The sequence below is a fragment of the Nocardia albiluteola genome (assembly GCF_018860155.1).
Lineage (GTDB): Bacteria > Actinomycetota > Actinomycetes > Mycobacteriales > Mycobacteriaceae > Nocardia > Nocardia albiluteola.
Map to the genome: position 1 here is coordinate 528,654 of NZ_JAHKNI010000006.1, position 22,879 is coordinate 551,532.

Here is a 22,879-nt window from a genome sequence, read left to right on the forward strand (position 1 = left end):
TCTGTGGGCCTTCGGCTTGTGGTTGCGGGTGGTTGGGGTGGGGTCGGTCAGCACGCCTGGCGGGTCACGCCCAGTTCGGCGTCGGTGATCGGGGCGTCCGAGCCGGTCAGGTACTCGACGAGGGTGCTGTGGTCATCGAGGACCAGCCAGGAGACAGTGTCCGGCTCGGGCCGCCGGGCCCGGGTTGTCACGCCGATGCCCGCTCGGTCGCGCAGCGGGCCGGAGGCCGCCGGCACGGGGATTGCCCCGATCTTGGCGATCGCCCAGCGGGTCACCGCGCCCTCCAGCACCGGCAGCCCGGCCGTGGCGATGTACGCGCCGGGGTGGGCGCCGCGGCGCAGCAACATTCTGGCGATGCGGTTGGCCCAGCAGTCCAGCTTGTGCTGATCGAGTGTTCCGATCTCGGTGGTGGCCGCGGACCGCACGTGGCGGGGGCTGTCATATGTGGACGGAGCTGCGGAGATGTTGTGCATCTCGGCAGTAGAGTCGATGATCTTCGGCATTGCTACAGGCCCCTTCGGAGTTCGGGTTCGCTCGCGGTCGCGGTGATTCCAATCTGGTCGGTCGGCGGGCGATTCGACAGCATCCCCAGTAGTGGTCGCCGGCCCCGCAAGGGGTGGTCGCGGTGCACCCTGGGGTGATTGGCGTCCGCAAATCCGTCACTTCGCCCGCCTCATCTGGTGAGATGGAGACGACCGGTTGGCTGACGCGGGACGGAGCGTGGACGGATGGACGGGCACACCGCGATTGCCGACCGTGGGGACGGTGAGCCGGCGGAGCTTGTGGAGCCGGGGGTGAGCACTGCCGCAGTGCTCGTGCTGCCGATCCGGCAGTGGTGGGTGCTGACGCTGCGCATCGTGCGGCCCTCGCTGCGCAACGGCGAGGTGCTGACCGCGCTGCTCACGCCGAGCGTGTTCACCATCGGATTCTTCGTGCCGCTGAACCGGGTGATGACGCTCTTCGGCTTCGGCATGAGCAGCTACGCGCAGTTCCTGATGCCGATGATCGTCATGCAGGCGGTCTCGTTCTGCGCGACCACGGCGGCGCTGCGGGCCGCCACCGATAGCCGTGACGGACTCGACGAACGATTCGCCGCCATGCCGATGCCCACCGCCGCGCCGTTGGCCGCGCGCATCGCGGCCACGCTGTACCGGGTGGTCATCGCGCTGTGCGCGGGCCTGGTCTGCGGTCACATCATCGGCTTCCGCTTCTATGGAAGCTGGTGGGACACGGTCGGTTTCCTCGTCTACACGCTGCTGCTCGGCTTGATGCTGGGCCTGGCCGGCGATCTGATCGGAGCGCTGTCGCGCAGCCCCGAGGCGACCACGCAGGCGCTGGTACTGCCCCAGCTGATCCTGGGCATGGTCTCCACCGGATTCGCCCCGGCGGCCCAGTTCCCGAGCTGGATCCGGGGTTTCGCGCGCAATCAGCCCGTCTCGCAGTTCGTCGACGTGATGCGGGTGCTGGCGGGGGATCGCGCGGGCGGCGCGGGCGCGGTGAGCTGGTCGGCCCTGGGCCCGGGGATCGCCTGGCTGCTGGTCGCGCTCGTGGCGTTCGGTGCGGGCTCGGGGGTCGTCGCCGCGCGGAGGCATCGGTGACCGCGGTGCTGCCGGAGGTCACCGGCCCCACCGAAACCTGGCGGAAGTTGCTGCCGCAGACTCTTCTTCAGACCCGGCGGCTGCTGATCCGATGGCGCCGTGACCCGTTGACGGTGGTGGCGTCCCTGGGGCTCCCGGCGCTGCTGCTGGTGATGCTCAATACCGTGCTTGGGCGTCAGATTTCGGCCTTCTCGGGGGCGAGCGCGCTCTACGGGTCGGTGCCGATGGTGACCCTGGTGGCGGTGATGTCCGGGTCGGTGGCGGGGGCGATCACCCTCGGGCGCGAACGGGATGCGGGACTGCTGGCCCGATTCTGGGTGCTGCCGGTGCATCGCGCCTCGGGGCTGCTGGCGCGGATTCTGGCCGAGGGGGTCCGGATCGTGGTCTGCACGCTGGTGCTGTTCGGGGTGGGGGTGGCGCTGGGATTCCGTTTCCGCCAGGGAATCCCGGCCGCGATCGCGCTGCTGGGGGTGCCGATGGTGTACGGCCTGGGATTCGCCGCCCTGGTGACCGCGGCCGCGGTGTTCACCGCCAGAACCGCACTGGTGGAGGCGATTTCGCTGGGGTCGTCGCTGCTGATGTTCTTCTCGACGGGATTCGTGCCGCTGGCCGCGTATCCGGCATGGGCCGAGCCGATCGCGGCGCATCAGCCCATGTCGTACGCGATCGATGCGATGCGCGGCCTGTCGCTCGGTGGCCCGGTCCGCGGGCCGCTGCTTGCGACGCTGGCCTGGTCACTGGGTGCGCTGGTGGTGTTCGCCGTGCCCGCCGCCGTCGGTTATACCCGCGCGAGCAGGGCCTGATTCAGCGCAGCTTGTGCGCCGCGTCGGCGATCAGTGCGGCCGAATCGCGCGGGCTCAGGGCCATGGCGCGCAGCTGGTCGAACATCACGCCGAAACGCCGGATCTCGTTGTGGCCCTCCACGATATCGTCGCCCGCGATGCCCTCGACGTAGACCAGCTCCGGATCGGCCGGATTCCGGAAGTCCAGCACCACGAAGGATCCGACCATCGCCGGATGCGCGCCGGAGTCGAACGGCAGCACCTGCAGGATCACGTTGCGCTTCTCGCAGTCGGCGGTGAGGCGCTCGAGCTGCTCGCGCATCACGTCGGGACCGCCGACCACCCGCCGGATCGCGGCCTCGTCCAGCACCACCCACAGCTCGAGTGGGTCGTTGGCGCGTGCGAGGATCTTCGCGCGTTCGACGCGGGCGCGCAGGCGCTGCTCGATCACCGACGATTCGACCTTCGGCATCGCAGTGTCCAGCACGGCCCACGCATACCGTTCGGTCTGCAGCAGGCCCGGAATGAACGAGGTCTGGAACAGCCGCGCCGAGAGCGCCTCGGTCTCGAAGTTGATGTACGCGGCGTACACCTCCGAGACCGCCGCCTCGAACGGCCGCGACATGCCGGGCTTCTGCGCCTCCTGCAGCAGCTTCATCACATCGGACCGGCGCTCCTCGGTGGCGCCGTACAGCTCGAGCATCGCCATCAGGGTGCGTCGCTGCGGGCGGGCCTGGGCGGTCTCGATCCGGTAGAGCGTGGTGACGTTGATCCCGGTGCGGGCGCTGACCGTCTCCTTGCTGACCTCGGCCTCTTCCCGCATCTCGTGCAGTAGTACCGCCAGCCGCCTGAGCTGGACCGTCAGCACAGTGCGCTTACCTGCCATCGCGCGCCATCTCCTTTGCGCATTCGGAGCCCACCGCTCGAATTCAGCCTTCGCCTGCCGCCGCGCCCCGCAACCGGCTTGCGGTGATAGGGCGTCCGAGCATACCGCCTGCGACCTCACCACGGATGGTTCTGTCGCGGCCCCGGCGCGCGATTCTCCGGTAGCGGATCGATATGGCCGAAAATTGCGAGCCCCGGGCCGTGCATTCCCGGCATGGGAAAACCGGACGTCCGGTGTGCTTATTCGATCGGAAGCGACTGTCGCTCAGAATGATCCGCGCCCAGGTAGGGGGTAACGGAGGTTGACAAAAAGCGGGCGGACGCAATCTTGCGTTCTTGCATCTGTAAGAGCATGATCCGAGCTAGCCTAGTTCTGAACCACCGATCCGATGACGGTACAACTGAATCCGGAGACCGATTATGTTGGTGCAAACAGTGGTGCAGTCCACAGTTTTCGGGGTGCGTCGATGACCATGTCGATAGCTGGCGTGCTGCCGACGGCGCCGCAATTGCTGTGTGCATTTCAGGGCCGCCGCTTCGACGACCAGACGCTGCTGCGCTCTGCCCACGCGCTGGCCGAGATGCACTCCCGGCGCGTCCAGCTGCACGACCCGGCCATGATCGCCGAGATCGACTGCCGCCGCAGCGAACTCGTCGACGACATCAACGACTGGGTGGGACAGGAGATGCCGCAGCACCGCAACGGCGCCTCACTGCACACCGAAAGCCTCGGCGCGGTGGTCGATCGCATGGCCCGCAGCTGGGTCGATGCGAATCAGGCCATCGATCGCGACGGTCCGCGCAGTGACAACACCCATAAACGCTGGTATCACCTTGCCGAACTTGTCGACGGTTACACTGATCTCGTAATCGACGTGGCCGGTGGCCGTCGTCGTTTGCCCGAGCAGTGACCGTCCGGATTCGATGGTAGACAAGGTCATTGCCCGCCTGTGACGGCGGGCGCAACGGGGCGCCCCGCCCGGCGTGCCGCGTGGTCGACTGGCGCGGCACGCCGGGCTCTCATCGCAGCGCGGCCCGCCCGCGCACCCGCCCCAGGATCAACAGCACCACCAGCGTCACCGCGACCAGCAGCGTGGTGCTCGCGGCCGCATCGAAGACCTGACCGCGGTCGGTCGCGGCGAAGATGGTGATCGGCAACGTCTTCCAGGTCGCGGGGTAGACCATGATGGTGGCGCCCAGCTCACCCATCGACAGCGCGACCGCCAGGCCCGCGGCCGCCCCCAGCGCGGGCAGCAACAGCGGCAACGTGATTCGCGTCAGCACGCGCGCGCCGCCCGCACCGAGGGATTCTGCGGCCTGGCGGTATGCCGGGTCGAGCCGGTCCAGCGCCGCGGCCACCGCGCTGAACGCATATGCCAGCACCAGCACCGAATGCGCCACGATCACAATCCATTTCGTGCCACCCAGCAGCAACGGCCGCTGATTGAACGCGATCAGCACGCCCAGCCCGATCGCCACCGACGGCACGGCCACCGGCAGATGGAACACCGCGTCGGTGATGCGCCGCCACCAGCGCGGGGCCTCGCGCGCCGACAGCGCCGCCCAGGTGCCCAGCACCAGCGAGATCGCGCCCGCCAGCAGCGCCGTCTGCAGGCTCACCGACAGACTCGCGGCCTGCTCGCCGGACAGTGCGCGCGAGAAGTTCGCGAAACCCAGGTGCGAGGGCAGCGCGCCGGACCACCGGCCGGCCAGGGCGGCCGCGACCACCGTGGCGATCGGGGCGGCGAAGACCACCAGCACCAGCAACGCGAAGACCGCGAGCACGACGGCCCGGCCGCGGCGGGTCCACACCAGCATGATCAGCCCTCCTGGCTGGTTCGAGATGTGCTGAACCGGGCGAAGATCAGCCGATAGCCGATGTACAGCGTGAGCGACAGCAGCACCTGCACGGTGGCCAGCACCGCCGCGCCCGGCAGATCGAAGGTGACAATGCCGCGGGTGTAGATCAGCGCGGGCAGGGTGATGACGCCCTTGGCGCCGGTGAACAGCACAATGCCGAATTCGTTGAGCGTCAGCAGCAACACCAGGCTGCCGCCCGCGGCGAGGGCCGGCCATGCCTCGGGTAGCACCACCTGCCGCAGCACCCGCCACGGCGAGGCGCCCAGGCTCGCCGCCACATCCAGCTGCTCGCGCGGCAGCTGCGCGAATGCCGCCAGCAGCGGCCGCACCACGAACGGGGTGAAGTAGGTGATCTCGGCGAGCACGACGCCGGTCGGGGTGGACAGGAAGTTCAGTGCGGGAGTGTGATTTCCGGTCAGCTGGGTGATCAGTGCGTTGAGCGCGCCGACGGTGCCGTACAGGAAGGTGAACGCCAGCGTGATCAGGAAGGACGGCAGTGTGAGCACCGTATCGATGAGCCGCCCGACCACGCCCGAGCCCGGAAACGGCACGAACGCCAGCACGACGGCCAGGAACGTCCCCAGTACCAGGCATCCGGCCGTGGAGCAGACCGCGATGGACACGGTGCGCCACAGCGCATTCAGGAACGCCGTGGACCCCAGCACCTGCGACCACGCGCCGGGGGACGAGGTCGATTCGGTCAGCACCCGCGCGACCGGATAGACGGCGATCACCAGGACGACCACGATCGGGGGAATCGACCACACGATCGGACGCCAGTTGCGTTGCGGGGCAGGGGTGGCGGGGGCGGCCACCTCGCCGGCGCTCGGGCGCGTGCGGCACACCTGATCCCCCTCACGGACCAGGTGTGCGGCGGGCCGTGCGCCGGGACGACGGACGGTGATCATGCTCGCCCCTCCGTCACCGGTGTGGCGGAGGCCGATCCGACCGCGGCGGGAATGAGCACGCCCGCCGGGTCCGGCAGCCTCACCCCGACGACCGCGCCGACGGCGGTATCCACGTGGCCCGGGACGTCGGCGGTCAGCTCGGCGGGCAGACCCGTGACGTCCAGGCTCAGCCGGGTCGTGGACCCGCGCCAGACGCTGGCCACGATGGTGGCGAGCACCGCGTCCCGCTCGTTGGTGTTGCAGATCTGCACGGTGTGCGGGCGCACACACAGCAGGCCGTCGTCGTCCGGGGTCCAGTCGAGCTGGCCCACACCAGGTTTCGGAGCCTCGGCCCGCAGCGTCTGCTCGCCGGTCTGCACGAGCGCGACGGTGCCGGAGATGTGTTTCACCGTGCACGACAACAGGTTCGCGCCGCCCAGGAAGGCGGCGGTGAACGAGCTGGGCGGACGGCGCCACAGGTTCTCGGCGGTGTCGATGTCGACCAGTCGTGCGTCGCGCATCACCGCGATCCGGTCGGCCAGCGCCAGCGCCTCGGACTGATCGTGGGTGACGTACAGCATCGCGGTGTCCGGCAGGGCCTTCCGCAGCTGCTGCAGCTCGGTGAGCATGGACTGGCGCAGCTGGGCGTCCAGCGCGGCCAGCGGCTCGTCGAGCAGCAGCACCGCGGGCCGGATCGCCAGGGCGCGGGCGATGGCTACCCGCTGCTGCTGCCCGCCGGACAACTCGCGCGGGAGCCGCCGGCCGTAGTCGCCCATCCCGACCATCTCCAGCGCCTCGCGGACCCGATCGCCGATCTCCTTGCGCGGCACCCGATGTGACCGGAGGCCGAAGGCGACGTTGTCGGCGACCCGCATGTGCGGGAACAGGGCGTAGGACTGCACGACGACGCCGATGCCCCGCTTGGCGGGCGAGAGATCGGTGACGTCGCGTCCGGCGAGGCGAACCGAGCCGGAGGTGGGCCGGACGAATCCCGCCAGGGCCTTGAGTGCGGTCGATTTCCCGGAACCGCTGGGCCCCAGGAGCGCAACGGTCTCGCCCGCGGCCACCCGCAGCGAGAAGTCGGCCAGTGCGACCGTGGACTTGCGGCCGCGCCCGTAGCTGACGCCCACGCGGTCGAACACGATCGCGGGCTGGGTGTCGGCGGCCGCCGAATTCACGCTGTGCGCCGCGGTTTTCACGCCGGGCGTCGGTGCGGACATGGATGCGCTCCTGGGGTTCGGCATCACTGCTGGCCGGTGGCCTTGTTGTAGGCGGCGACGTCGGCTTCGAGGGTGTCGTTGACCGCGTTCCAATCCGGCTGCACCACGGTCACTCCCGCGATGGTCGCGCTCGCGGACGGGCCGGTGCCCGCCGCGGCCTGGTTCGCCAGATCCGTACGGACCGGCACCGCGTAGGCATCCGGGCCGAGGGTCTTCTGCACGTCGGCGGTGAGCAGGAAGTTCATCAGCTTGGCCGCACTGTCCTTGTGCGGTGCGCCCTTGGCCAGGCCCATCACGTAGGGCAGCGAGACCGTGCTGCGCTTGCCGTCGTCGGTGGCGGGGAAGAACAGGTTGAACTTGACGCCGCTGTCCTTGATGTCCTGCAGGTTCATTTGCACGTCGCCGTTGGCGACCTGCAGCTCACCCTTGTCGACCTTGGCCTGCAGCTTACCGGTCGAGGACGACGGACCGACGTTGTTGGCCTGCAGCTTGGCCAGGTAGTCCAACGCGCCCTGCTTGCCCATCAGCTGCTGCAGCAGCACCAGCACGGCGGTGCCGTCACCGGCCTGTCCGGGGGTGGAGTACTGGACCTTGCCCTTGTACTTGGGGTCGAGCAGGTCGTTCCAGGTGATCTTCGAGGTGTCCACCGACGGGTTGGCGATGAACGTCAGGTAGTTGTCGGCCAGATTCACGTACTTGCCGTCGGCGGCCTTGTCGGTGGCGGCGACCATGCTGGTGTCCACGCCGCTGTCCTGCAGCAGGCCCTTCCGGTCGGCCTTCTGGATGAAGGGCGGCAGCGTCACGACGATATCGGCCTGGGGGTTGGACTGCTCCTTGTCGACCCGGTTCACCACCTCTCCGGAACCGGCCTCCACGTAGTTGACCGCGATGCCGGTCTGCTGGGTGAACTTGGCGAACTCGGGCTTGTACCAGTCGGCCATGCCGTCGGCGGAGTACACGGTGACGGTCTTGCCGCCGCCGGCATTCGTGCCGGTGCCGCCGCAGGCCGCGGCGGTGAGGGTGACGGCCGCGGCGGTGCCGAGGATGAGCGCGGTGCGTGCGAGGCGGGGAGTCGGAATACGCACGATGACTGCAACTTTCGTTCAGGGGAAACGGGGATGGTGAGTCGGTTCGAGCTTGCGGAACCGATGGGGTGGGTGGGTCGAGTGGGAGTCGCAGGGGCGGGGGATCAAGGGGTGGGCTCGGGTCAGGACCGTTCGGCCAGCAGCAGATCGGCGAATTCGACCACCGACGGCACGACGTGCGTGGCGCCCGCGCCGCGCAGCTGGTCCTCGTTGTGCGCGCCGGTCAGCGTGCCCGCCACGATCCGGGCGCCGGCGGCCCGTCCGGTGGCGATGTCGCTACTCGTATCGCCCAGGACCGCAACGCGATCCACGGCGTCGATCTCCAGGCGCAGCAGCGCGGTGAGGACCATGTCCGGATACGGCCGCCCGCGTCCGGCCTCGGCCGGGCAGAGCGTCAGATCAGCGATCTCGCCCCAGCCCAGCGCGTCCAGGAGCCGGTCCTGGGTGCCGCGGCTGAATCCGGTGGTGAGCGCGACCTTGACCCCGCCCGCGCGCAGCCGCGAGATCGCCTCGGCCGCACCGGGAATCGGCGTGGCATCGGCGGCGAACTCGTCGTAGGCGGCCTCGAAGCTGCGGTTGGCCAGCTGGGCGCGGTCCTCGTCGCCGAGCAGGGCACGGAAGACCGTGATCTTGGACTGGCCCATGGTTTCCAGCACGTACTCGGTGGCGGCGGCCCGCTCCGGCCCGTCGGCGGGAATGCCCGCGGCGGTGGCGGCGGCATCGAAGGCGCGCAGCACCAGTCCGCCGTCGGCGACCGTGGTTCCGGCCATGTCCAGCACGGCCAGTTCGATCTGCTTCTCGGACAACGTGATTCCTTTCACAGGTTGAGCAGGTCGGCGGTCTCTTCGCCGAGCGCGGGGCCCAGGGTCATGCCGCGCCCGCCGGGGCCGGTGATCACCCAGACGTTGTCGGCGGCCTGCGCGCGGGTGACGATGGCGCCCGGGTCGATGCTCTGGCTGTAGACGCCCGCCCAGCGGCGCACGACCTGGGGCAGCTTGCGGCCCAGCAGTTCCTCGGTGACGGCGGTGAGGTGCTCGTAGGGCGCCTCGTCGACGTCGAACGCGAACGGCTCGTCGTATTCGTGGGTGTCTCCGATGGTGAGCCCGCCGTGCAGGCGTTGCACGCACAGCAGCTGCATCTTGTGCTGGGCCGCGGTGAACGCCTGGGATTCCTCGCGGTTCAGGTGGTCCAGCTCGGGACCCGCGAAGCCGGGGTAGTAGCGGAAGCTGTCGCCGTCGGCGATGGCGGTGGTCAGCGGCTCGCCCAGCGGCGCGGTCTGCATCATCTGCAGTCGCACGCGCCGAACGGGGATGTCTCCCACCAGTTCCCGCGTCAGGCCCGAATGCGCCGCGCCGGGGCAGACCAGTACCAGATCGGCCTCGAAGCGGCGGCCGCGGTCGTCGGTGACGGTGCCGCCGCTGATCGTGCGGGCCTCGGTGCCGGCGTAGAAGGTGTATCGGCCGGTGGCCTGCATGTAGGCGCGCAGGGCGGGCATGGCCTGCCGCGATTCCACCGCGGCATCGGTCGAGCAGTGCAGTCCGGCAAGGTATTTGCCCCGCAGCGCGGGGTTGATCTCGCGCACCCGGGCCGGTTCGAGCAGCTCGAAACCGCGTTCGGCGGCGCTCGGTGCCGCCGCGGCCGCCGCGGCGACGGCCAGTTCGGCGTCGGTGCGCACCAGTGTGATGGATCCGGCCGGGCGGAATCCGACGCCCGCGATCCGTCCGCCGATCTCCTCCCACAGGCGGCGCGAGCGGAGGGTGATCTCCAATTCGCGCTCGCTGCGGCCCGATACCCAGACCAGACCGAAGTTGCGGACCGTGGCGCCGCGGGCCTCGACCTCTCGTTCCACCTGCACGACCGTGTGCCCGCGGCCGACCGCGGCCAGGGCGTGCGCGGTGCCGAGGATCCCGCCGCCGATGATGACCAATCGCATGCCAAGCATGATGCGCAATGGTCTAGACCTTTGGGTGTGGCCCGTGAGAACGCTGGGTTAACAATTGGTATAGACCAATTATTGGTACGCTGGTGACGTGAATGCGACGCGGGTGGGATTCCGGAGAGTGCGGCCGAGGAGGTGCGATGTCCGTTCGTTATGAATCGGAGAGCGCCGCGGCCGGGGGCGATGCGCGGCGCGGCGGCGGCGTGCTCGAAAATGCCCGTGTGGGCGACGCTTTCGAGCCGATGTCGAAGACCTATCGGGTACGCACCGAGGTGGAGGCGATTCTCGACCGGCTCGACGAGGGTGATCCGGTCCCCTCCGAACGCGATCTCGCGGCGCGGTTCGAGGTGGCCCGCGAGACGGTGCGCCAGGCGCTGCGAGAGCTGCTGGTGCAGGGCAGGATTCGGCGCCAGGGTCGCGGCACGGTGGTATCGCGCCCGAAAATGGTGCAGCCGCTGTCGTTGCGCTCCTACACCGAGGGCGCGATCAGCCTGGGTCGCAAGCCTGGACGGATCCTGGTCGCCTGGGCGGATGTTCCCGCGGACGAGGCGACCGCCCGCGCGCTCGGTGTGGGTCCCGGTGTCCCGGTCATGCATCTCGAGCGCGTGCTACTCGCCGACGGCGAAAAGGTCGGACTGGAAAGCACATTCATGCCCCTGGACCGCTTCGGGTCGCTACGCGCGAGCTACGACCCCACGACCTCGCTCTACGCGGCAGTCCGCGCCTCGGGCGTGAAATTCGGGTCCGCGACCGAACGCATCGAGACGGTGCTGCCCACCCCGCGGGAGGCCGCGCTGCTGGAATGCACCACGGCCCTGCCGATGATCCTGCTGCATCGTCGCACCGTCGATGTCGATGAGGAACCCATCGAGCGCGTCCGGTCGCTCTACCGTGGCGACCGCATGGCCTTCGAAACCCATCTGCGCGAGTAGATTTCGACTCGCTCAACGCACCTGCGGGGCGACCTTCTCGCCGAGCAGATCGATCGCGTGCAGCACCCGGTCGTGCGGGAGCGTGCCGACGCTCGGGTGCAGCATGAAGCGGGAGAGTCCGAGAGTGTCGCGCACGTCGGCGATCTTCTCCGCGACGCGGTCGGGCGTGCCCACGAACAGCGACCCCTCAGGGGAGCGCAGCGCCTCGAACTGGGTGCGAGTCATTGGGCCCCAGCCGCGTTCGCGGCCAAGTCCGGACATGGCCGCGGCGTAGGGCTCGTAGAAGTCGGCCACGGCCTGCTCGTCGCTGTCGGCGAGATAGCCGTGCGCGTGCACCGCGACCGGCTGCGGCTCGTGCCCACCCTGCTCGAGCGCGCGGTGATACAGGTCGACCAGCGGGCGGAAGCGCGCGGGCTGACCGCCGATGATGGCGATCGCCAGCGGGAGGCCGAGCAGTCCGGCGCGCACCACCGATTCGGGGCTGCCGCCGACGGCGATCCACACCGGCAGCGGGCGGTCGGTGCGCGGGTACGCGGTCGTCTCGTGCAGTGCCGGGCGGAATCGTCCGGACCAGGTGACCGGCTCCTCGTCGCGCAGGCGCAGCAACAGGCCCAGCTTCTCCTCGAAGAGATCGTCGTAGTCGGCGAGGTCGTAGCCGAACAGCGGGAACGATTCGGTGAACGATCCGCGCCCGGCCATCAGCTCGGCGCGGCCGTTCGAGAGCAGGTCCAGCGTCGCGAACTCCTGGTACAGCCGCACCGGATCGGCGGAGCTGAGGACGCTCACGGCGCTGGAGAGCTGGATGCGCTCGGTGCGTCCGGCGATGCCGGCCAGCACGACCGCGGGTGCGGATGCGGCGAAGTCCTGCCGGTGATGCTCGCCCACGGCGTAGATGTCCAGTCCGGCGCGCTCGGCGGCCACCGCCTCCTCGACCACCTGGCGCAACCGCTCGCCCGCGCTCGGCGCCGGACGGCCGCCCACCGCGTGCCGCTCGGCGAAGGTTGTCAATCCAAGTTCCATTGCCCAGTCCTTCTGATTGGTGCCGCTGATATCGACATCCTAAACGGACCGTGGTCCGGATAAATTCCCCGGTGTGGGAGGGCGCCGCCGGACCCGCGCGAGGGCCGGGACTAGCCGAGAGACCGGGGTTGGTGTGCGGATAATCTGTTCGCATGGCAGTCCGTACCCGTAAGGCGCTCGTACCCGGCGTCCAATCCCCGATCCGTGAGGTGCCGCGTTCGATCGCGCGCCCGGAGTACGCGTGGAAGAAGACCGCGAACGAGGGCCACGAGCCCTGGGTGCAGACGCCCGAGACGATCGAGAAGATGCGCGTCGCAGGCAAGATTGCCGCTCAGGCGCTCGAGGAGGCCGGCAAGGCCGTCGCGCCCGGGGTCACCACCGACGAGCTCGACCGGATCGCGCACGAGTACATGTGCGATCATGGCGCCTACCCGTCGACCCTGGGCTACAAGGGATTTCCCAAGTCCTGCTGCACCTCGCTGAACGAGGTGATCTGCCACGGCATCCCGGACTCGACCGTGATCGAGGACGGCGACATCGTCAACATCGACGTGACCGCGTACATCGACGGCGTGCACGGCGACACCAACGCCACGTTCCTGGCCGGAGACGTCGACGAGGAGGTGCGGCAGCTGGTCGAGCGCACCCGCGAGGCCACCATGCGCGCCATCAAGGCGGTGCGGCCGGGCCGGGCGCTGAACGTGATCGGCCGCGTCATCGAGTCGTACGCCAACCGCTTCGGCTACGGCGTGGTGCGTGACTTCACCGGTCACGGCGTCGGCCCGACCTTCCACAGCGGCTTGGTGATCCTGCACTACGACCAGCCGTCGGTCGAGTCGGTCATCGAACCCGGCATGACGTTCACCATCGAGCCGATGATCAACCTCGGCGGCATCGACTACGAGATCTGGAAAGACGGCTGGACGGTCGTCACGAAGGACCGCAAGTGGACCGCCCAGTTCGAACACACCCTGGTCGTGACCGAAGACGGCGCGGAAATCCTGACCCTGCCGTGAACAGCCCCGCACGCCGGAATGCCGTGTGGCAGCGCCGAAATGGTTCGAGGCGTTGCTCCGGCGACCGGGAACGGCAGTTGTGAAGGGCGCGCTGCTGGTCGCCGGAACGACCTCCGACGCGGGCAAAAGCGTTGTCGTGGCCGGGATCTGCCGCATGCTGGTCCGGCGGGGCGTCCGGGTCGCCCCGTTCAAGGCGCAGAACATGTCCAACAACTCCGTGGTCGCCCTCGACGGCGGGGAGATCGGGCGGGCGCAGGCGTTGCAGGCGCGGGCGTGTGGGCTCGAACCGAGCGTGCGGTTCAATCCGGTGCTGCTCAAGCCCGGCAGCGACCGGCGCTCGCAGCTGGTGGTGCGCGGTCGAGCGGTGGGCACGGTCGGCGCGAAGGACTACTTCCGGCACCGGCAGCACCTGCTGGGCGTCGTTGCCGACGAATTGGCCGCGCTGCGTGCCGAATTCGACGTGGTGATCTGCGAGGGCGCGGGATCGCCCGCCGAGATCAACCTGCGTGCAACGGATCTGGCGAACATGGGGCTGGCCCGGGCGGCCGATCTTCCGGTCGTGCTGGTCGGCGACATCGATCGCGGCGGGGTGCTCGCGCATCTGTTCGGCACCGTGGCGATCCTGGAACCCGATGACCAGCGGCTCATTTCGGGATTCATCGTCAACAAGTTCCGCGGCGATGTGGACCTGCTGCGCCCCGGGCTCGACCGTTTGACCGCGCTCACCGGCCGGCCCACCCTCGGCGTGTTGCCCTTCGCCGAGGGACTGTGGATCGACGCGGAGGACTCGCTCGGCACGCTCGCCGACGCCCCGGTCGGCCGCTCGCGCCCGCCGCTGGGTTCGCAGTGGCTGACCGTCGCCGCGATCCGGCTGCCACGCATCTCCAACTCCACCGATATCGAGGCGCTGGCCTGCGAGCCCGGGGTCAGCGTGCGCTGGGTGGACGACCCCTCCCGCCTCGCCGATGCCGACCTGGTGGTCCTGCCCGGCAGCAAGTCCACGGTCGGCGATCTGGAATGGTTGCGCCGCACCGGAATCGCCGAGGCCGTGGTCGCGCGAGCCGCCGCGGGCCGCCCGATCCTGGGCATCTGTGGCGGTTACCAGATGCTGGCGGAACGCATATTCGACGAGGTCGAATCGGCCTCCGGCGCGGTCGCGGGCCTGGGCCTGCTGGAGCTGGACATCGAGTTCGCCGAGCCGAAGGTGCTGCGGCACACCACCGGTCGAGGCGCGAGCCAGGCCTTCCATGCCTCCGATGACGCGCCCGCCACGGCCCCCGCCCCGGCGCCGGCCGGTACGGCGGGAGTCCCGATGCACGGCTACGAGATTCATTACGGCCGGGTGCGGCGCAGCGGTGACCGGGGGTGGCTCGAGCTCGCCGACGGGAGCACCGAAGGCAGTGTGCGCGGGGCGATCTGGGGGACCCATCTGCACGGGCTGCTGGAGTCCGACGATTTCCGCCGTGCCTGGCTGTGCGAGGTCGCCGCCCGGGCGGGACGCCCGGGATTCCGCGTGGCAGAGGATATTTCGGTCGCCGCCGAGCGTGAGTCCCAGCTGGATCTGCTCGCCGACCTGATCGAGAAGCATCTCGACACCGCCACCCTCGAGCAGTTGATCACCGCGGGCGCCACGCCCGGCGTACCCACCCTCACCGTGCGCCGCTGACCGACGGCGGCTGCCGTGGCCGACGACACGCGGTCCGACCGGCGGGCGCCGTGTAGCGTGGAGCGTCATGGAAACTCGGCGGATCGCGGTCGGTGACCGCGCGTGGACCGTCCGAATCGGCGGCGAGCAGTTCCGGCACACCGTTGTACTGCTGCCGGACGCCCAGGCGGCGGCCGATGTCTACGACCAGGTGTGTGCCCGGCTGCACACCTCCGACCTTCGCACGATCGCGTTCGAGAGCATCGACGGGCTGGATGCGCCGACGGTCTACAGCATTCTCGACGAGCTCGGTGTGCCGTGGGCGAACCTCGCCGGTTGCGGCGCCGGCGCGGACCTGGCCTGGCAGCTGGCCGCGCGCGGCTTCGGCCGGGTGATGGGCCTGGTCGTCGCCGGGCGCGGGCATCCCGCGGCCCCGGGCGCGGACGGCGTCGTCGCGGACTCCACCTGCCCCGCGGTGGAGATCCCGACGACCGTCATCGCCACCAAACGGCTGCCGCGCACGGTCGCCGAGACCGCCGGACGGCACGTCTGGGGCGAATTCCGGGTGGCGCAGGTCGACGTCGCCGAACCCGCCACCGAGGCCGCGCAGGAATTGGCGACCGAGATCGTGCTGCGCAGCGGGCAGTGGTGAGTTAGTCCTGTCGCTGCGCCAGCCAGCGCAGCCAGGAGTCCAGCTCCCCGAACGCCTGCGTGCGCACCGGCGCCGCGGACAGGAACACGTCATGGCGCGCGCCCTCGATCGGCACGATGTTCGTCCGCCCGCCCAGGCAGCCCGACCAGCGCTGGATCTGTCGCACGTCCAGCACCACGTCGGCCACGTCGGCCGCCGGCCCGTAGGCGCGCATGAACCGGGTGACCTTGGAGCGCAGGATGAGCGCGGGCACCCCGATGTCCAGACCGCGCTGCAGCCGCGCGTGCCCGCGCCGGATCGCACGCAGCCAGCCGAAGTGCACCGGGAAACCGGTCAGCGGCTTCCAATCCAGGTTGTAGTCCCATTCGCCCGCCACGCTCTGATGCAGGCTGTCGCCGTAGGTGGTCAGCTCCGCGCCGGGCATGCGGGTCATCGCCCGCAGCCGGCCCAGCCCGTCGATCAGGGGCGTGCCGATGGTCCGGTAGTAGGACGGCCCCTGCAGGTCGAACCACGGGCTGTTCAGGACCAGGCCGGTCACCCCGGCGGTGCCCTCGGCGCTGCGCAGCCGGTCCAGCCACAGCGAGGCGACCAGGCCGCCGGTCGAGTGGGCCATCACCAGCACGGGCAGGCCGGTCTCCTCGCGCACGATGCGCAGCGCCTCGTTCAGCTCGGCGTCGTAGAGCGCCAGATCGCTCACGTAGTGGGGAGTCTGGCCGGGCAGTCGCGAGCGTCCGCACTTGCGCAGATCCAGCGCGTAGAAGCGGTGCGACTGCGCGGCCATGTGCTCGGCCAAGTGCTGCTGGAAGAAGTAGTCGGTGAAGCCGTGCACGTAGAGCACCGCCGCGGTGGGCGCGTCGGTGCCGGGCACGGTGGCTCGGGATGCCGCGTCGCCGGGGTCGGATGCGGCGTCCGCGGTCCCGGAGGTGGCCGGGGTGGGGTCGTCGGAGCCGGCATCGGCGGCCGGGGAGCCGGTGTACCGGACCAGGGTGGCCTCCACCGTGCCCTCGCCGTCCGGGTCGTCGCCCAGCGGGATGCGGCGCTGTTCGTACCCCGCGCCCAGCACATCGGGCTGCCAGGGGTCGGTCCGTGGTTGTGCTAGCGGCGTTCGTTTGGTCACAACTCCACGATATTCGACCCGCATTCGACCCGCTCAGCGACGTGAGCGGCGCCGAATGCCCGGTCGGAGCGGGTGTAGGAGTTTGGAGAATGGGGCATGGACAGGGGCAGAATTAGGTTGAAGTGAACGGCGGGTAACCTCAGGCCCGCCCTACTTGCCGGAATTCCGGTGACGCACAACACAATGGCCAGAGTTGGTCCGCCCGGAGGCGACCGCGCACAAGGACAAGGAAGTCGGAGTACCCGTGCCGAACGCTGCGATGACTGAAAAGACCGATGTAGTCCTCATCGGTGCCGGCATCATGAGTGCCACCCTGGGCGCGCTGCTTCGCCAGCTGCAGCCCGACTGGTCCATCACGATGTTCGAGCGCCTCGACGCCGCCGCTCCGGAGAGCAGTGACCCGTGGAACAACGCGGGCACCGGCCATTCCGCCCTGTGCGAGCTGAACTACACACCGCAGAAGGCCGACGGCTCGGTCGATGTCTCCAAGGCCGTCGACATCAACGAGCGCTTCCAGGTCTCGCGGCAGTTCTGGTCCTACGCCGTGGAGAACGGCGTGCTGGGCAGCCCGTCCGAGTTCATCAACCCGGTTCCGCACGTCAGCTTCACCCACGGCGCCGACGGCGTGGACTACCTGCGCAAGCGCTACGAGGCGCTGGCCCGGCACCCGCTGTTCGAGGGCATGGAGTTCATCGACTCGCCCGACGAGTTCGCCGCGCGCCTGCCGCTGATGGCCAAGGGCCGCGACTTCTCCGATCCGGTCGCGCTGAACTGGAGCTCCAAGGGCACCGACATCGACTTCGGTTCGCTCACCAAGCAGCTGCTGGCCTACCTGGGCCGCTCGGGTGCCGATATCGCGTTCGGCACCGAGGTGCGCAACCTGAACAAGCAGTCCGACGGCAGCTGGAACGTCAAGGTGCGCAACACCCGTACCGGCGCGGTCCGCACGGTGAACGCGAAGTTCGTCTTCGTCGGCGCCGGTGGCTACGCGCTGCCGCTGCTGCAGCACTCCGGGATCAAGGAGATCGCGGGCTTCGCCGGATTCCCGGTCAGCGGCCAGTTCTTCCGGTGCACCAACCCGGAGCTGATCACCCAGCACGAGGCCAAGGTGTACGGCGCGGCCGCGGTCGGCGCGCCGCCGATGTCGGTGCCGCACCTGGACACTCGCGTGATCGGCGGCAAGCGCGGCCTGCTGTTCGGCCCCTACGCGGGCTGGACGCCGAAGTTCCTCAAGGACGGCAAGTACGGCGACCTGTTCAAGTCGATCCGTCCCGGCAATCTCACCCCCATGCTCGGCGTCGGCCTCACCGAGATGGGCCTGGTCAAGTACCTGGTCAGCGAGCTGCTCAAGTCCCCGGCGGGCAAGGTGAACGCCATGGAGGAGTTCGTCCCGCGCGCCGACGGGCACGATTGGGAGCTGATCACCGCCGGGCAGCGCGTGCAGATCATCCGCCGCAAGGGCGCCGGCGGCGTGCTCGAGCTCGGCACCGCCGTCATCACCGCGGCCGACGGTTCGATCGCGGGTCTGCTCGGCGCCTCGCCGGGCGCCTCCACCTGCGTCAGCGCCATGCTCGACGTGCTGCAGCGGTGCTTCCCGCGCGAATACGCCGATTGGACACCGCAACTCAAGGCCATGGTGCCGTCGTTGGGCGTCAAGCTGTCGGAGAACCAGGGTCTGTACCAGGAGATCTGGGACTGGTCGTCCCGGGCGCTGGGCCTGGTCGGCAACACTCCGCAGGCAGAACTCGCGCAAAACTGAACTATGTGATAGCAAGGCGCGATGATGTCAACGGTTGCTCTCAAACGGTCCTGGGCCGCGGATCTCGACACCGCCACCCTGTACAAGCTGTTGAAGCTTCGTGTCGAAGTGTTCGTCGTCGAGCAGAAGTGCGCATATCCCGAGCTGGACGGGTTCGATCTGCTGCCGGAGACCCGGCACCTGTGGCTCGACGACGAGGGTGAGGCAATCAGCACCCTGCGGCTGCTCGAGGAACACGCGGACGGGGTGAAATCGTTCCGCATCGGCCGCCTGTGCACCGCGCCCGCGGCCCGCGGACACGGGTACACCACGCGGCTGTTGCAGGCGGCGCTGGCCGAAACCGGTTCGGCCACCGTGCGTCTGAACGCGCAGACCTATCTGAAGGATATGTACATCAAGCACGGCTTCGCGGTCGACGGCGACGAGTACATCGAGGACGGCATCCCGCACATTCCGATGCGACGGGGTTGATGCTCAGGTCCCGCAATCGAGAACGATTGCGGGACCGCCTGTTCGGATCCTCAGTGCCGAGCGGGAGCCGGCGCCGTGCGGCACACCTCGCGGGTGAGCATGGTCGCGCCCGCGACCGCCCCCGGCATCAGGAATACCGCGACGAACGGCACCAGAAATGCCACCGCGAGCGGAATTCCGAAGCCCCACACCAGCATCCGGCGCGAGCGCAGCAATCGCAGCTGCCGCCGCAGATCGATGCCGCGCCGCTGCATCGCCACCGTGGTCAGCTCCTGGACCAGAAAGAATCCGGTGACGCCGATGCCGATCAACGGGATCACCGTCTGCCCGATCACAGGCAGGAATCCGGCCACGAACAGCGCCGCGCCCCAGACCGCGGCCCGCAGCACCAGCAGGATTCCGTCCCCGATCATCCGTCCCACCGGCAGCCCCGACTCGGGCACCGGAATTCCGGGCGACATCGACTGCTCGACGTGCCCGGACAGCGCCTCGTAGAACGGCTGCCCCAGCGCGAGGGTCAGCGCCGTGAACGTGATCACCGCCAGGAACAGGCACAACACCATCAGCAGCACGTCCAGGAAACCGCGCAGCACCCCCGGCCACGGCGCGGCCCAATGATCGGCGAAGGGCGTCGCCCACGTCACGAGGTCGCCGACGAACAATCCCAGCGCCACGATCGCGGCCAGATACAGTGCCAGCGCGATGAGCCCGGGAATCAGCCCGAACCCCAGCTGACGCCGATGCGCCCCCACCCAACGCTGCCCCTGCAGCAGATATCCGAATCCGGTTGCCATATCACGCACGCGCGCAGCATATGTGGTGTGCAAGCCGAAAGCGATTGCTGTAGCTGGAATTCCGGACGGGTTTTGCCGTAGCCGTTCGCACACAATTGCATCGGGCTGGTTCGTCCGGGCGCGAAATCCGTTGATCGGGCCGGGCTTCTCACGGCAGGCGCTGGCCCAGCCCCAGGCGGTGGCGCCGGGCGCGGTCCCACCACCCGTGCTCGACACCGAGATTGTCATAGCCGAGGGTTTCGGCAACCTCGCGTTGGTCCGGGGATCGTGAGGGCAGCCCTGTGCTCGGCGATCGCGCGGAGCAGATCAGGCCGCCCGCGTCGGCAGGTTCCGCGGTGGGCCCGATCGGCGCGGGGCCATATCGGGCCGCATCGCGAGTGCTGATCGCCGGATAGACGGGTGTGAAGGATTGTGTGGGTGCGATTGCTCACGTGAGGGCGGCGAGGGCGGGACGCGCCCGGCCCAATAGAGTTGGGGAGTGTCCGAGTCGTTGGCTGATATCTCCGTGAGTTCCGGCGCTGCGTCCGGTGAGGCCGGGTTTCCGTTCTCGGCGGTGGTCGGGCAGGAGCAGTTGCAGCTGGCGCTGATCCTGTGCGCGGTGCATCCCGGGATCGGCGGCGTGCTGGTCCGCGGGGAGAAGGGGACGGCGAAGTCGACCGTGGTGCGGGCGCTGGCCCAGCTGCTGCCGCCGGTGGCCGATGAGCGCGGTGAGCGGCCCGCGCGGCTGGTGGAGCTGCCGGTCGGCGCGACCGAGGACCGGGTGGTCGGCTCGCTGGATCTGCAGCGCGTGCTGCGCGACGGGGAGCAGGCGTTCCGGCCCGGGCTGCTGGCGGCCGCGCATCACGGCGTGCTCTACGTCGACGAGGTGAACCTGCTGCACGATCATCTGGTCGACGTGCTGCTCGACGCCGCGGCCATGGGACGGGTGCACATCGAGCGCGACGGGGTGTCGCACTCGCATCCGGCGCGGTTCGTGCTCGTCGGAACGATGAACCCGGAGGAGGGTGAGCTGCGCCCGCAGCTGCTGGACCGGTTCGGGCTTACGGTGGATGTGGCCGCGTCCCGCGACGTGGACGTGCGCATGGCGGTGGTGCGCCGCCGCCTCGACTACGAGGCCGATCCGGACGGATTCGCCGCCCGCTACTCCGGCGCCGACCGCGAGATCGCCGATCGCATCCTGATTGCCCGCGATGTGGTCGGCGAGGTGCTCCTGGACAATGTCGAGCTGCGGCGGATCGCCGCGCTGTGCGCGAGTTTCGACGTCGACGGCATGCGCGCGGACCTGGTCGTCGCGCGCACCGCCACCGCGCACGCCGCCTGGCGTGGAAGCCGCCGCGTCACCGCCGACGACGTGCGGATCGCCGCGGAACTGGCGCTGCCGCACCGGCGTCGGCGCGATCCGTTCGACGAGCCCGGGATCAGCGAGGAGCAGCTCGAGGAGGCGATGCGGCAGGCCGAGCAGGAGGCCGCGCGGGCCGAGCGCGAATCCGACAGGGGGGAGGGCGAATCGGAGCAGCCCGATCCGCGCGACCCGGCTGACGACCGCGGCTTCGGTGACGCCGAACAGGATTCCGCGAGGCGCGGCGACCAGGATTCGAGCCCTGGCGAGGACGGGCCCGACGAACACGGCCCGCACGACCACGGTCCCGGACCCGACCGTCCCGACGACGACCCCGACGGCGGGCCCGACCACCCCGGCGGTGGACGCGCGCCAGAGCGGACCACCGGCACGCCCGCGAATTCCGTTGCCCGCCCGCCACGCTGGGAGATCCAGGGGGTCGGCGAGGGCGCACCCGGCCGCCGTTCCCGCGCGCACACCCGGCACGGCCGCGTCGTCCGGGCGACGCCCGATGCGACCGCCGGACTGCATCTGCTCGGCACGGTCTTCGCCGCCGCGCCCCACCAGCGCGCCCGCGGCCGGTTCTCCGGGCCGCTCGCCCTCGAGAGCGTCGACCTGCGCGGCGCGTATCGCGAAGGGCGCGAGGGCAATCTGGTGATATTCGTGGTCGACGCGTCGGGTTCGATGGCCGCGCGCGATCGCCTCTCCGCGGTGACCGGCGCGATCGTGGCTCTGTTGCGCGACGCCTACCAGCGCCGGGACAAGGTCGCGGTGATCACGGTGCGCGGCAGCGAGGCCGAACTGGTGCTGCCGCCCACCTCCTCGGTCGATATCGCCGTGCGCCGCCTGGCAGGCCTGCGCACCGGCGGCAAAACGCCACTGGCACAGGGACTTCACGCCGCGCGCGAGGTCGTGCACCGCGAGCGCGTGCGCGACCCGCAGCGCCGCGCCATGGTGGTGCTGCTCACCGACGGGCGCGCGACCGGCGGCGTCGATCCCGTCCCGCGCGCCCGCGCCGCGGCCCGCACCCTGGCCCGCGAGGGCGTCGCGGGAGTCGTGGTGGACTGCGAACGCGGCATGATCCGCCTGGGCTTAGCCGCGGACCTCGCCCGCGACCTGCGCGCCACTTACATCCAATTGGCCGAGATCACGGGTGATTCCGTCGCCGGTGTGGTGCGAGCGGGAGTCTCGTCGCGGGGCGGGTCCGGCTCCCGCGCGGCGTAGCTCTCGTCCCCGAGCCGGGTTGCCGATACGGCCCGGACTGCCGGGGCGGTGGTGCCGACCCTCCGCACCGGTTCCAGCGCTCCGCAGTTCGCCGCGGCCGATTGTTGTTGCCGCGGCGCATCCGCGATCCCGGCGGCAACGGTCGCCGGGCACCTAGGCCGGTGGGGGTATGAGCCTGTGCCGGAACGCATTCGGGGCGGCAACGATCGACGATGCAGCCTCGGACCGGGCAGCCCGTTCCGTGCGTCGAGATGACCGCGCTCAGGACGTTACGGGGTGAGGGCGTCCGCGAGCGCCGTGAGCATTTCCGAGCAGCCCGCGTCGACGGTGAGGTCGGCGAGATCGTCGCCGCGGGTGCGGCCGCGGTTGAGGATGACAACGGGTCGCCCCGACTTGGCCGCGTGCCGGACGAAGCGCAGGCCGGACATCACCGTCAGCGACGATCCGGCCGCGAGCAGCGCCTCGGCCGAGTCGACCAGGGCGAACGACTCCGCGACGCGGGCCTTGGGCACGTTCTCGCCGAAGTAGGCTCCCCTCTCGTGTCAAGACGTGGGTTGCAGGTCGGGGTTAGGGGTGGATGGCGGTAGGTCCGGGTTGTGGCTTGTCCGAAGGGCCGGTTGCCGGGGTAGGGCCGGTCGCGCAGGAGTCAGTAGT

The 22,879-nt window shown here is 69.8% G+C and carries 21 protein-coding genes and 1 pseudogene; 10 read left to right on the top strand and 12 right to left on the bottom strand.

Features of this window, described 5'->3' with window-relative positions:
* Positions 1–47 precede the first annotated feature (47 nt).
* A complete protein-coding gene (locus tag KO481_RS20765; protein ID WP_215918841.1) occupies positions 48–503 on the bottom strand; it encodes a hypothetical protein in 456 nt (151 codons plus the stop codon).
* 291 nt (positions 504–794) lie between these two features.
* Between KO481_RS20765 and KO481_RS20770 the strand changes: the two genes are divergently transcribed.
* Together KO481_RS20770 and KO481_RS20775 are read left to right on the top strand one after the other, a co-directional pair.
* Positions 795–1,598: an ABC transporter permease gene (locus tag KO481_RS20770; protein ID WP_308166707.1), complete on the top strand. Its 804-nt coding sequence runs from the start codon at positions 795–797 to the stop codon at positions 1,596–1,598.
* On the top strand, positions 1,595–2,401 hold the full coding sequence (locus tag KO481_RS20775) for an ABC transporter permease (protein WP_215918843.1): 807 nt from the start codon (positions 1,595–1,597) through the stop codon (positions 2,399–2,401). The genes KO481_RS20770 and KO481_RS20775 overlap by 4 nt, the downstream gene beginning before the upstream one ends.
* Position 2,402: 1 nt before the next feature.
* Here KO481_RS20775 and KO481_RS20780 read toward each other — a convergent pair whose 3' ends face one another.
* Positions 2,403–3,266, bottom strand: coding sequence for a helix-turn-helix domain-containing protein (locus KO481_RS20780; RefSeq protein ID WP_215918844.1), 864 nt, complete (start codon positions 3,264–3,266; stop codon positions 2,403–2,405).
* A 388-nt stretch (positions 3,267–3,654) separates the two neighbouring features.
* On the opposite strand from KO481_RS20780, the gene KO481_RS20785 reads away from it, so the two are divergent.
* Complete coding sequence (locus KO481_RS20785) at positions 3,655–4,176, top strand: DUF4254 domain-containing protein (RefSeq protein WP_245401190.1); 522 nt, start codon at positions 3,655–3,657, stop codon at positions 4,174–4,176.
* A gap of 109 nt (positions 4,177–4,285) precedes the next feature.
* Here the strand turns inward: KO481_RS20785 and KO481_RS20790 are convergent, their stop codons facing one another.
* From KO481_RS20790 to KO481_RS20815, 6 genes are all read right to left on the bottom strand, one after another.
* On the bottom strand, positions 4,286–5,083 hold the full coding sequence (locus KO481_RS20790) for an ABC transporter permease (protein WP_215918845.1): 798 nt from the start codon (positions 5,081–5,083) through the stop codon (positions 4,286–4,288).
* A 2-nt stretch (positions 5,084–5,085) separates the two neighbouring features.
* Positions 5,086–6,033 (bottom strand): 2-aminoethylphosphonate ABC transporter permease subunit, encoded by a 948-nt coding sequence (locus KO481_RS20795; RefSeq protein WP_215918846.1) that lies wholly within the window; start codon positions 6,031–6,033, stop codon positions 5,086–5,088.
* Positions 6,030–7,232 carry an ABC transporter ATP-binding protein gene (locus tag KO481_RS20800; protein WP_245401191.1) on the bottom strand — a complete coding sequence of 401 codons (1,203 nt, stop codon included), beginning with the start codon at positions 7,230–7,232 and terminating at the stop codon, positions 6,030–6,032. The genes KO481_RS20795 and KO481_RS20800 overlap by 4 nt, the downstream gene beginning before the upstream one ends.
* 23 nt (positions 7,233–7,255) lie before the next feature.
* Complete coding sequence (locus KO481_RS20805; RefSeq protein WP_215918848.1) at positions 7,256–8,317, bottom strand: 2-aminoethylphosphonate ABC transporter substrate-binding protein; 1,062 nt, start codon at positions 8,315–8,317, stop codon at positions 7,256–7,258.
* A gap of 122 nt (positions 8,318–8,439) precedes the next feature.
* Entirely contained in the window at positions 8,440–9,123 is a 684-nt protein-coding gene (locus KO481_RS20810) for a phosphonatase-like hydrolase (protein ID WP_215918850.1), read from the bottom strand.
* A gap of 11 nt (positions 9,124–9,134) precedes the next feature.
* Positions 9,135–10,250 carry a TIGR03364 family FAD-dependent oxidoreductase gene (locus KO481_RS20815; RefSeq protein WP_215918852.1) on the bottom strand — a complete coding sequence of 372 codons (1,116 nt, stop codon included), beginning with the start codon at positions 10,248–10,250 and terminating at the stop codon, positions 9,135–9,137.
* A 248-nt stretch (positions 10,251–10,498) separates the two neighbouring features.
* Here KO481_RS20815 and KO481_RS20820 point away from each other — a divergent pair, with 248 nt between their 5' ends.
* Positions 10,499–11,188, top strand: coding sequence for a GntR family transcriptional regulator (locus KO481_RS20820; protein WP_215918957.1), 690 nt, complete (start codon positions 10,499–10,501; stop codon positions 11,186–11,188).
* A gap of 12 nt (positions 11,189–11,200) precedes the next feature.
* Here the strand turns inward: KO481_RS20820 and KO481_RS20825 are convergent, their stop codons facing one another.
* A complete protein-coding gene (locus KO481_RS20825) occupies positions 11,201–12,208 on the bottom strand; it encodes an LLM class flavin-dependent oxidoreductase (protein WP_215918854.1) in 1,008 nt (335 codons plus the stop codon).
* 152 nt (positions 12,209–12,360) lie between these two features.
* Between KO481_RS20825 and map the strand changes: the two genes are divergently transcribed.
* From map to KO481_RS20840, 3 genes are all read left to right on the top strand, one after another.
* On the top strand, positions 12,361–13,224 hold the full coding sequence (map, locus tag KO481_RS20830) for a type I methionyl aminopeptidase (protein ID WP_215918855.1): 864 nt from the start codon (positions 12,361–12,363) through the stop codon (positions 13,222–13,224).
* A gap of 79 nt (positions 13,225–13,303) precedes the next feature.
* Positions 13,304–14,890 carry a cobyric acid synthase gene (locus tag KO481_RS20835; RefSeq protein ID WP_215918958.1) on the top strand — a complete coding sequence of 529 codons (1,587 nt, stop codon included), beginning with the start codon at positions 13,304–13,306 and terminating at the stop codon, positions 14,888–14,890.
* 67 nt (positions 14,891–14,957) lie between these two features.
* On the top strand, positions 14,958–15,521 hold the full coding sequence (locus KO481_RS20840) for an alpha/beta hydrolase (protein ID WP_215918856.1): 564 nt from the start codon (positions 14,958–14,960) through the stop codon (positions 15,519–15,521).
* Position 15,522: 1 nt separating this feature from the next.
* Here KO481_RS20840 and KO481_RS20845 read toward each other — a convergent pair whose 3' ends face one another.
* Positions 15,523–16,638: an alpha/beta hydrolase gene (locus KO481_RS20845; RefSeq protein WP_308166708.1), complete on the bottom strand. Its 1,116-nt coding sequence runs from the start codon at positions 16,636–16,638 to the stop codon at positions 15,523–15,525.
* A gap of 244 nt (positions 16,639–16,882) precedes the next feature.
* Between KO481_RS20845 and mqo the strand changes: the two genes are divergently transcribed.
* Both mqo and KO481_RS20855 read left to right on the top strand, forming a co-directional pair.
* Positions 16,883–18,397, top strand: a complete 1,515-nt coding sequence (gene mqo, locus KO481_RS20850) for a malate dehydrogenase (quinone) (protein WP_308166709.1) — start codon at positions 16,883–16,885, stop codon at positions 18,395–18,397.
* A gap of 21 nt (positions 18,398–18,418) precedes the next feature.
* The gene (locus KO481_RS20855) at positions 18,419–18,868 is read left to right on the top strand and encodes a GNAT family N-acetyltransferase (protein ID WP_215918859.1); all 450 of its coding nucleotides are present in this window, start codon (positions 18,419–18,421) and stop codon (positions 18,866–18,868) included.
* Between the two features lie 50 nt (positions 18,869–18,918).
* Here KO481_RS20855 and KO481_RS20860 read toward each other — a convergent pair whose 3' ends face one another.
* The gene (locus tag KO481_RS20860; RefSeq protein ID WP_215918959.1) at positions 18,919–19,662 is read right to left on the bottom strand and encodes an EI24 domain-containing protein; all 744 of its coding nucleotides are present in this window, start codon (positions 19,660–19,662) and stop codon (positions 18,919–18,921) included.
* 478 nt (positions 19,663–20,140) lie between these two features.
* Between KO481_RS20860 and KO481_RS20865 the strand changes: the two genes are divergently transcribed.
* Positions 20,141–22,225: a magnesium chelatase subunit D family protein gene (locus KO481_RS20865; RefSeq protein ID WP_308166710.1), complete on the top strand. Its 2,085-nt coding sequence runs from the start codon at positions 20,141–20,143 to the stop codon at positions 22,223–22,225.
* Between the two features lie 269 nt (positions 22,226–22,494).
* Here the strand turns inward: KO481_RS20865 and KO481_RS20870 are convergent.
* Positions 22,495–22,752 (bottom strand): annotated as a pseudogene (locus KO481_RS20870) (NAD-dependent deacetylase); the annotation flags it as partial.
* Between the last annotated feature and the right edge of the window lie 127 nt (positions 22,753–22,879).